Origin of the sequence: Pseudomonas sp. TWP3-2 (assembly GCF_049897765.1) — a bacterium.
Classification (GTDB): Bacteria; Pseudomonadota; Gammaproteobacteria; order Pseudomonadales; family Pseudomonadaceae; genus Aquipseudomonas.
The window spans coordinates 1-9,005 of the sequence record NZ_JAFCWW010000041.1 but is presented as its reverse complement, the minus strand read 5'-3'; the positions used below and the strand labels follow the sequence as shown (position 1 = coordinate 9,005).

Below are 9,005 nucleotides of genomic sequence, written 5' to 3'. Positions count from 1 at the left end.
GCTTTTGGCCATGTGTGAGACGTTGGAGCAACACACCCCAGAGGAGCTGGCGGCTTTTGCTAAAGAAGCCATCGGCTGGATGGCCAGCCGAAGAACTTAGATGTGTAGATACCAATGCCCATCGCTGGCAAGCCAGCTCCCACAGGTATTGAGTTGAATCACGGTTTTGTGTACGACTGATAACCCTGTGGGAGCTGGCTTGCCAGCGATAGCTATCTAACAGACGACAAAAATCTCAGCGCTTTTCGAGCTTGTCCGGCAGCGGTGCAAACAGCGCTTCAATGTCGTCGTTCTGCAACTTCCAGTCACCGGCCTTGCGCCCGTCCAGCACACCTGCCGCCAAGTCGGATTTCTCCCGCTGCAAGTGCTGGATTTTCTCTTCCACGGTGCCGCGCGCGATCATCTTGTAGACGAATACCGGTTTCTCCTGACCGATGCGATACGCGCGGTCGGTTGCCTGATTCTCGGTTGCCGGGTTCCACCACGGATCGTAGTGAATCACCGTGTCGGCCTCGGTCAGGTTCAATCCGACGCCGCCAGCCTTCAGGCTGATCAGAAAAATCTGACGAGTGCCGCTCTGGAATTCCTTCACCGGCGTGCGCCGATCGCGGGTCTGACCGGTCAAAAGCGCGTAGGAAATTTTGCGCTTCTTCAGCTCGTCTTCAATCAGCGACAACATTGAAGTGAACTGCGAGAACAGCAGAATCCGTCGACCTTCTTCAAACAATTCCTCAAGCATCTCCATCAAGCTGTCGAGCTTGCCCGAGGTGCTGCCACGCGCGGGCAGGGTGGCGCCGCTGACCAGGCGCAAATCGCAGCACACCTGACGCAGTTTCAGCAGCGCTTCAAGAATGATGATCTGACTACGCGCCACGCCTTTACGTGTGATTTCGTCGCGGACTTTCTTGTCCATCGCCAGCCGCATGGTTTCGTACACGTCGCGCTGCGCTTCGTTGAGATCTACCCAATGGATGATCTCGGTTTTCGGCGGCAGTTCGGTGGCGACCTGCTCTTTGGTGCGGCGCAGCAGGAACGGTTTGATCCGGCCATTCAGGTGCTGAAGTCTGACTTCACTGCCGCGCTTTTCAATCGGCACACGGTAATCGGCGTTGAAGCTTTTCACGTCGCCGAGCCAACCGGGCAGCAAGAAGTGGAACAGCGACCACAGTTCACCCAAGTGGTTTTCCAGTGGCGTACCACTCAGGCACAGGCGCTGGCGCGCGTTGAGTTCGCGCGCAGCCTGCGCGGCTTTGCTGTTGGGGTTTTTGATATATTGCGCTTCATCCAGCACCAACACGTGCAGCGGTTGCTGGGCGAGACGTTCGACGTCCTTGGGCAGTAGCGCATAGGTGGTGAGGATCAAGTCGTATTCGGCCAGATGCTCAAAGTGCTTTTTACGCGTGGCACCGTACAGCGCGACAACCTTCAACTGCGGCGTGAAATGCGCCGCTTCGTCGAGCCAGTTGGGAATCAGGCTGGTCGGCATCACCACCATGCACGGCCGATCCAGGCGCCCGGCGATCTTCTCGCTGAGAATATGCGCCAGGGTCTGTAGGGTTTTGCCCAGCCCCATGTCGTCCGCAAGAATCCCACCGACTTCGAGCTGGCGCAGTGACTGCATCCAGCTCAAGCCTTCAAGCTGATAAGGCCGCAGAACCGCGTTCAAACCCTCGGGCGCCGCCGCGCTGTAGTCGCGGATGTCACGCAAGCGCTGGGCGAAGCCGCGGATCTGCTCGCCGCCTTCCCATAACAGTGGAATGCCTTCCAGCGAATTCAGGCGTGTCGCGTCGGCCTTGCTCAGGCGTAATGTGGTTTCGCCCGGTTGCTGCAAATAAAACTCGCCGAGCGTGGCCAGCACTGGTTTCAAGCGACCGAGTGGCAGGGCCACTTGCAGCGGTCCATTCTCGATGGTGCGCTGTGGGATATTCACCAGAATCAGCTCATCATCGCGCCGACGGGCAAGACGTTCCGGATTGAGGATTTCTGCGTGGGAGCGCATCAGATTCAGCAGGATTGGCAACAGGCTCAGGCGCTCGCCGTTGACGATGATCCCTAGCTCCAGATCGAACCAGTCGCGCTCTGGCGCCTGCTCGACAGTGGCGTACCAATCGTCGACGACCGTCAGATCGAAGCCGAACTCCTCGTCGATCTGCAATTCCCAGCCCTGCGTGCGCAGCTTCTGCAGATCATTCAGGGTGAAGGTCAGCCACGCGCTGTCATTGACCATCTCATAGAGTTCGCCGGCACTTTCCGGCAGGGCTTTGCTCTGGCGGGTGGCGATGCGGAAACCGAGGATGCGCAGCTGTTCGCGGTAGTTCTGTTCGACATCCGGATGGCGTTTGATCCGCAGGGTCTGGGCTTCCTGACGAATCAGGATGTCGCTGTTTTTCTGGCCGCTGACGTATTCGTCCAAGTAGCTGAACGACAGCGCCGCGCGGTGCTGAATATAGCGCTGCATCTTGCCATTGCGCGGTTCGAAGGCGCTGAACTCGACGCTGGCCAGCCACAGGCGTGGCACCGGTTGCACGTTATCCACCAACACTTGTGGCGGCGCTTTCGGACTGCGGTTTTCCAGTACGGCCGAGAGTTTTTCCAGCAGCTCGGCGTCTTTCGCCGCGGCCGGGTATTCGAGGGTTTCCTGGACTTGCAGCAACACCGCTGCGCAGTGTTTGCAGTTGCTGTGCACCGGACAGGTGCAGGTGGCGTCGACCATCAGCAGCGTGCCTTTGGCCGACTCGCGCAGGCGAATCGTCTGCCGGTAGACGTTACCGCCAGAGCCTTCGCAACTGGCGGTAATGGTTGCGTCGCCAACCTGGACGATGCGTACGCGGTTTTCCAGGGCGTAGCGGCGACCACGCTCCAGGCTCTGTTCCTTGAATCGGCTGACCCAGGAGGGTGCCAACGGTTTGCTCAGGGGCGAGGACATGAGGACTTCGATCAGTCCGGAATGGCTTCAGGCGCTTCGCGAGGCGCTGGCGCCGTCAGGGAAGTGATCTTGATCAGCAGGCCGAGGTGGCCGTTATCCAGAAAATTGAGTTGACCGTTTTTGGTGTGGCTCTCTTGCTTGAGGCGTTCGCTGGCGGTGACCAGGCCATTGGCGTCAATCTGATTGACCCAGAAATCCGCGTTGACGTCGGTGAACCGGCCGAGCTTCATCTCCAGAGTGCCCTCGATCGGGAACTGTCCGAATTGCTCCGCACCTTCGCTGACCGCAACTTTCACCGGCACTTCGCCAAGGTTCTGCTGCCAGGCCTTGTGCATCAGCACGCTGTACCCGCCGCTGGCCGTGAGCTTGCTCGCAACCTCGCCCAGCGCCGGCGTGCGTTGGCTGTCATTGCCCAGGCGCTGGGCGCCAGCGGCCCAGTCCTCCGGTGCGGCGCGGCTGACAATCGCCGGCACAGCGTTCTGCCGGACCAGAATCATTTCGACTTGATACAAGTCATCGGCAAATGCCGACGGGGCGACCAGAGTCAGCAACAAAGTCAGTGAGCGAAACAGGCGCATGCGGCGTCCTTCAAGCAGTTTTCGGAATGAGGCGCTCGAACAGCGCCTCTACAGTATTAAAGCGCTCTTCCGGGCGCTCCATCGGCACCATGAATTTGAATACCGTGGCGCCCTCGAATTTGTAGCGTTTTGGCTGACCCTGAATCAGTTTGATCAGGGTCAGCGGATCGACCGGCGTCTGCGCGGCGAACTCGATGCGGCCACCTTGCGGGCCGCCATCGACTTTCTTGATGCCCAGTTGCTCGGCCTGCAATTTCAGCGCAGTGATGCGCACCAGATTCTTGGTCGGTTCCGGCAACAGGCCGAAGCGATCGATCATCTCGACTTGCAGATCTTTCAAACCTTCTTCATCGGTAGCCGAGGCGATGCGTTTGTACAAAATCAGGCGTGCGTGCACATCCGGCAGATAGCTTTCCGGAATCAACGCCGGGACCCGCAGATTGACCTCCGGACCACCGCCGAGCGGTTGATCGAGATTTGGTTGCTCGCCCTTGCGGATCGATTTCACCGCGCGTTCGAGCATCTCCATGTACAGCGTGAAACCGACAGCCTGAATCTGCCCGCTCTGACCATCGCCAAGCAGTTCGCCGGCGCCACGGATTTCCAGGTCGTTGGTCGCCAGCACGAAACCTGCGCCGAGATCCTGAGTGTTGGCAATCGCTTCCAGACGCTTCTCGGCGTCGCCAGTGATTTGCTGGCGCGGCGGTGTCAGCAGGTAGGCGTAAGCCTGGTGGTGACTGCGACCAACGCGGCCGCGCAACTGGTGCAACTGCGCCAGACCGAACTTGTCGGCACGCTCGATGATGATGGTGTTGGCGCTCGGCACGTCGATGCCGGTCTCGATGATGGTCGAGGCGATCAACACGTTGAAGCGCTTGTGGTAGAAGTCGCTCATCACTTGTTCGAGATCGCGTTCGCGCATCTGTCCGTGACCGATGCCGATGCGTGCTTCTGGCACCAGTTCGGCCAGATCAGCAGCGCATTTCTCGATGGTTTTAACGTCGTTGTGCAGGTAGTAGACCTGACCGCCACGCAGCAACTCACGCAGCAACGCTTCCTTGACCGTGCTCTTGTTCTGCTCCATGACGAAGGTGCGCACCGACAAACGTCGCGCCGGCGGCGTGGCGATGATCGACAGATCGCGCATGCCCGACACGGCCATGTTCAGCGTGCGCGGAATCGGCGTGGCGGTCAGCGTAAGGATGTCGACTTCACTGCGCAGAGCCTTGAGCTGTTCTTTCTGGCGCACACCGAAACGGTGTTCTTCGTCGATGATCACCAAACCAAGATTTTTGATCTTCACATCGTCGGACAGCAGTTTGTGCGTGCCGATGACGATGTCGATTTTGCCTTCGGCCAGCTCGGCAATCGCCGCGTTGACTTCCTTGGCCGACTTGAAGCGGCTCATCACTTCCACAGTCACTGGCCAGTCGGCGAAGCGGTCGCGGAAGCTGTTGTAATGCTGCTGGGCGAGCAGTGTGGTCGGCACCAGAATCGCCACTTGGCGACCACCATGCACGGCGATGAACGCGGCCCGCATTGCCACTTCGGTCTTGCCGAAACCAACGTCGCCGCAGACCAGTCGATCCATCGGTTTCGGCGCGAGCATATCGGCGCGCACCGCTTCGATGGTGGTTTGCTGATCGGGCGTTTCTTCGAATGGGAAGCCGGCGCTGAAGGTTGCGTAATCGGCCTTCGGATCGGCGAACGCATAACCTTCGCGCGCAGCACGACGCGCATAGATGTCGAGCAGTTCGGCGGCGACGTCGCGCACCTGTTCGGCGGCTTTGCGCTTGGCTTTCTGCCAGGTTTCCGAACCGAGACGGTGCAGCGGAGCCAGCGCATCGTCGCTGCCGGTGTAGCGCGCGATCAGATGCAGGTTGGCCACCGGCACATACAGCTTGGCGCCTTCGGCGTATTGCAGCGTGAGGAATTCAGCGGCCTGATCGTCGATTTCCAGTGTCGCCAAGCCGAGGTAACGACCGACACCGTGATCGATGTGTACCACCGGCGCGCCTTCGCGCAGCTCGGTGAGGTTCTTGATCACCGCATCGTTGTTGGCGTCGGCGCGTTTCTCGCGGCGACGGCGCTGCATCACGCGCTGACCGAACAACGGACTTTCCGCAATCAGTGCCAGCGCCGGGTCGTCGAGCATCAGGCCTTCGTCGAGCGGGGCGATGGTGATCGCCAGGCGCTCTTTTGATGCAACAAAGTCCGGCCAGCTGTCGACGGTTTTCGGCCGCAGCTTCAGGCGTTCGAGCAGTTCCAGCAGCACTTCGCGACGGCCCGCAGACTCGGCGGTAAACAGCACGCGCCCGGGGAATTCGTCGAGGAAACCTGCCAGCGCCGCCAGCGGCTGCGTGGCTTTGGCTTCAATCGCCAGATTCGGCAACACCTGCGCCGGGAAGCGCTCGCGGCCGGCGCCGCTTTCCACATCCTGCTGACTCGCGACCACGCGCGGCCAGTTCTTCAGGCGCGCGAAGCAGTCTTCGACCGGCAGAAACAATTCGGCGGGTGGCAATAAAGGACGTGATGGATCGACGCGGCGCTCTTCATAACGATTGCGCACGTCGTTCCAGAAGTTTTCCGCCGCTTGCTCGATGCCCGGCAGCGAGAACACTTGGGTGTCTTGCGGCAGGTAATCGAACAGGGTCGAAGTTTCGTCGAAGAACAGCGGCAGGTAGTACTCGATGCCGGCCGGGGTAATCCCGCTGCTCAGGTCCTGAAAGATCGGGCAGCGGCGGAAGTCGACGTCGAAACGCTCGCGGAAGCGCGCCTTGAACCGGGTGACCGCGTCTTTCTGCAGCGGGAATTCGCGGGCCGGCAGCAGCTTGACCGAATCGACCTTGTCGATTGAGCGCTGGTTTTCCGGATCGAAGGTGCGCAGGGTTTCGATTTCGTCATCGAACAGATCGATGCGAAACGGCAGTTTGCTGCCCATCGGGAACAGGTCGATCAGCGAGCCACGTACGGTGAATTCACCGTGCTCGTAGACCGTGTCGACGTAGCGATAGCCGCTGGCTTCGAGCCGCGTGCGCATCTGCTCGACATCGAGTTTCTGGCCGACATCCAGCACCAGACTGCTGCCGAGCAGGAATTTGGTCGGCGCCAGGCGATGCAGGGCAGTGGTGATCGGCACCACCAGCACGCCATGTTCCAGCTCCGGCAGCCTGTACAAGGCAGCGATGCGCTGGGAAATGATGTCTTGATGGGGCGAGAACAGATCGTAGGGCAGGGTTTCCCAGTCCGGGAAATGCAGCACCGGCAAATCCGGGGCGAAGAAGCCCAGCTCCTGTTCCAGCCGTTCGGCACTTTGGCTGTCGGCGGTCAGGAGCAGTGTGAAGCGCTTGGCAGCGCTGGCAGCCTCGGCAATCGCCAGGCTCAGGGCGGCACCGGGCAAATTGCCCCAATGCTGTTTACCTGCCGCAGCAGGGAGTTGCGGTAGACGCAGGACGGGCACGGAAGGTTGAGCTCCAGGCGGTGCGACAAAGTCGGTAATTGTAGCGGCGTCGGGTGCCGCCTGTCAGTTGCGGTGTGCGTCTATCTGCACCGTTCGGGAGAAATGTAGTGGTAACAACAAAAAACCGGGTTTTTTTAAGCATTATGTAGTGCCGAAAGTGGCCGGTGTTTCGGAGGGTTACAGACATCGTCTGACAGTCGTCGAAAAATTGACTGCGCTGCAAGCCCCGGTTTTACTGGGCTGGAGAAGGGCGTAATTTTTTTGAACAGGATTTTGTTACTGATTGCGCGACAGGCGCGCATTGCTACAAGTGCTTTCGAGCGGCATAATGTAGCCCCTTTTTTCTGCCCCTACATGTGGAAGGTTACCGTGACTCAGAAGCCCGACCAGTGTCTTGGTGAATGGATCGACCGTGAAGCTCTCGCAGAAGCGATGATTCCGCTTATCGGTCAGCTCTACCGCAATAACAACGTGGTGAGCTCGATCTATGGCCGCAGCCTGATCAACCAGTCTGTCATCGCGATTCTCAAAGCCCACCGCTTTGCGCGTCACCGTTCTTCCGACGATAGCGAACTCTCCGTCCACGAAACATTCCCTCTTCTTAAAGCCATGAGTGAGCTCAAGCTCGGCGCGGCTTCGGTGGATCTGGGCAAGTTGGCGTATAAATTCCGCAACGAAGGCAATGGCCGCAGCGCCGAGCAATTCGTTCGCGAAGAGATGGCCGATGTAGTTGGCCAGCAGAACGCTTCCGCACGTAAAGGCACCGACGTTGTGCTCTACGGCTTCGGTCGTATCGGCCGTCTGCTGGCGCGCATCCTGATCGAAAAAACCGGTGGCGGCGACGGTCTGCGTCTGCGTGCCATCGTCGTGCGTAAAGGCGCCGATAACGACCTGACCAAACGCGCCAGCCTGCTGCGCCGCGATTCGGTGCATGGTTCGTTCAATGGCACCATCACCATCGACGAAGAAAACAACACCATCACCGCCAACGGTAACCTGATCCAGGTGATCTACGCGAAGAACCCGACTGAAGTGGATTACACCCAGTACGGCATCAAAGACGCGCTGCTGGTAGACAACACCGGTGTATGGCGTGACGCCGAGGGCCTGGGTCAGCATCTGGCTTGCCCGGGTATCGACCGCGTTGTTCTGACCGCGCCTGGCAAAGGCAAGCTGAAGAACATCGTGCACGGTATCAACCACGGTGAAATCACCGCTGACGACAAGATCGTGTCCGCCGCTTCCTGCACCACCAACGCCATCGTGCCGGTGCTGAAGGCTGTGAATGACAAGTTCGGCATCATCAATGGTCACGTCGAAACCGTTCACTCGTACACCAACGACCAGAACCTGATCGACAACTTCCACAAGGGCGATCGCCGTGGCCGTAGCGCCGCGCTGAACATGGTTATCACCGAAACCGGTGCTGCCACCGCTGCTGCCAAGGCTCTGCCTGAGCTGGCCGGCAAGCTGACCGGTAACGCGATCCGTGTTCCGACGCCGAACGTGTCGATGGCGATTCTCAACCTGAACCTTGAGAAAGCCGCCACCCGTGAAGAGATGAACGAGTACCTGCGCTACATGGCGCTGCACTCCGATCTGCACAAGCAGATCGACTTCGTCAATTCGCAGGAAGTGGTATCCACCGACTTCGTTGGCTCGCGCCACGCCGGTGTGGTCGACGCTGAAGCGACCATCACCCAGGATAACCGCGTTGTTCTGTACGTCTGGTACGACAACGAGTTCGGTTACAGCTGCCAGGTAATCCGCGTGATGGAAGACATGGCCGGTGTAAACCCGCCAGCTTTCCCGCGCTAAGCCTTAGCTGCAAATGAAAACGCCCCGACTTATGTCGGGGCGTTTTTGTTTGTGCGGCATTTAGAGCAGTGTTGTCAGTACCGGCCTCATCGCTAGCAGGCTAGCTTGTATGCTTGGTACTTGAAGGGAGGAGGAGGGACTAGGCTGGCTTCTGACTGTTGACGCAGTACAGATCCGTGGGAGATTTCGCCCCTCCTCCTTTCACCCAAGCGCCGATAAAGAA

At 59.3% G+C, this 9,005-nt stretch carries 4 protein-coding genes; 1 reads left to right on the top strand and 3 read right to left on the bottom strand.

Going from position 1 to position 9,005, the window contains the following annotated elements:
• Window positions 1-235 precede the first annotated feature (235 nt).
• The 3 genes from ACP7EE_RS27540 to mfd are packed head-to-tail and all read right to left on the bottom strand — an operon-like array spanning window position 236 to window position 6,964.
• The gene (locus tag ACP7EE_RS27540; RefSeq protein ID WP_426238163.1) at window positions 236-2,926 is read right to left on the bottom strand and encodes an SNF2-related protein; all 2,691 of its coding nucleotides are present in this window, start codon (window positions 2,924-2,926) and stop codon (window positions 236-238) included.
• A gap of 11 nt (window positions 2,927-2,937) precedes the next feature.
• Complete coding sequence (locus tag ACP7EE_RS27535; protein ID WP_426238161.1) at window positions 2,938-3,504, bottom strand: CsiV family protein; 567 nt, start codon at window positions 3,502-3,504, stop codon at window positions 2,938-2,940.
• Between the two features lie 10 nt (window positions 3,505-3,514).
• Complete coding sequence (gene mfd / locus ACP7EE_RS27530) at window positions 3,515-6,964, bottom strand: transcription-repair coupling factor (protein WP_426204101.1); 3,450 nt, start codon at window positions 6,962-6,964, stop codon at window positions 3,515-3,517.
• Window positions 6,965-7,318: 354 nt separating this feature from the next.
• On the opposite strand from mfd, the gene ACP7EE_RS27525 reads away from it, so the two are divergent.
• The gene (locus ACP7EE_RS27525) at window positions 7,319-8,782 is read left to right on the top strand and encodes a glyceraldehyde-3-phosphate dehydrogenase (RefSeq protein ID WP_426204098.1); all 1,464 of its coding nucleotides are present in this window, start codon (window positions 7,319-7,321) and stop codon (window positions 8,780-8,782) included.
• Window positions 8,783-9,005: the final 223 nt, after the last annotated feature.